The organism is Stenotrophomonas maltophilia group sp. Smal17, from assembly GCF_030237045.1.
GTDB lineage: Bacteria > Pseudomonadota > Gammaproteobacteria > Xanthomonadales > Xanthomonadaceae > Stenotrophomonas > Stenotrophomonas forensis.
Genome location: NZ_JASJSU010000181.1, coordinates 1 through 1,246, shown reverse-complemented (window position 1 = coordinate 1,246; position 1,246 = coordinate 1). Strand labels below are relative to the sequence as shown.

Below are 1,246 nucleotides of genomic sequence, written 5' to 3'. Positions count from 1 at the left end.
GGAAAGGGGCGGGGCCCACGTGACGGACGCGTTGCTCCGCGCGCGGGTCGCGCATTGTATCGGTTTGTTTCTTCGTATCGAGTGGCGTCGCCCGGGCGATCTGTCACAATGTTCAGGCGGGCCATGAATGCGCTGGCCCCCCAGACCCAACGACAAGCCAGGAACCGCTGTGAGCCAGATCCCCACCCTCGACATCACCCGTTTCGACAGCGACCGCGAGGCCTTCGTGGCCGAGCTGGGCGCGGCCTACCGCCAATGGGGATTCGCGGGCATCCGCAACCATGGCATCCCGCAGGCCGACATCGATGCGGCCTACGATGCCTTCAAGGCCTTCTTCGCCCTGCCGGACGAGGTCAAGCGCAAGTACCACGTGGCCGGCAGCGGCGGCGCCCGCGGCTACACCCCGTTCGGTGTGGAGACCGCCAAGGGCTCCAAGCATTTCGACCTGAAGGAGTTCTGGCACATCGGCCGTGAAATCGCCGACGACTCCAAGTACCGCGACGTGATGGCGCCGAACCTGTGGCCGACCGAGGTCGAGGGCTTCCGTGAGCGCGGTTACGGTCTGTATCAGGCGCTGGATAACCTGGGTTCGCGCGTGCTGTCGGCGCTGGCCCTGCACATCGGGCTGCCGGAAGACTTCTTCGCCGACAAGACCAACTTCGGCAACTCGATCCTGCGTCCGATCCATTACCCGCCGATCACCACCGACGACATTCCGAACGTACGCGCCGGTGCCCATGGCGACATCAACTTCATCACCCTGCTGGTGGGCGCCAGCGCCGCCGGCCTGGAAGTGCAGTCGCACGAGGGCGAGTGGGTGCCGTTTACGTCAGACGCGGACACCATCGTGGTCAACATCGGCGACATGCTGCAGCGCCTGACCAACCACGTGTATCCGTCGACCATCCACCGCGTGGTCAATCCCCCGGGTGAGCTGGCGCGCCAGCCGCGCTACTCGGTGCCGTTCTTCCTGCACCCGAACCCGGACTTCCTGATCGACGTGCTGCCCTCGTGCATCACCCCGGAGAACCCGAGTCGCTACCCGGAGGCGATCACCGCCCACGGCTTCCTCGAGGAACGCCTGCGCGAGATCAAGCTGAAGTAACAAGAAGTGAAGGCCGCCGAAAGGCGGCCTTTTTCTTTGCAGGGCTGCGCCCTGCACCCGCAGAGGCCAAAGCCAAAGCCAAAGCGGCTCTGGGATGTTCCGCGGGGAGGCGGGGAGGTGTCGGATGGCGGGGACGCCGTG

1 protein-coding gene is annotated in these 1,246 nt (G+C 65.6%); it reads left to right on the top strand.

What is annotated here, in order from left to right:
• Nucleotides 1-127 precede the first annotated feature (127 nt).
• The gene (locus QRO93_RS21465; protein WP_053450385.1) at nucleotides 128-1,105 is read left to right on the top strand and encodes an isopenicillin N synthase family oxygenase; all 978 of its coding nucleotides are present in this window, start codon (nucleotides 128-130) and stop codon (nucleotides 1,103-1,105) included.
• Nucleotides 1,106-1,246 lie beyond the last annotated feature (141 nt).

What these genes read in the sequence shown, in the direction of transcription:
- QRO93_RS21465 (WP_053450385.1), top strand. Translation starts at nt 128, where the DNA reads ATGCGCTGGCCCCCCAGACCCAACGACAAGCCAGGAACCGCTGTGAGC.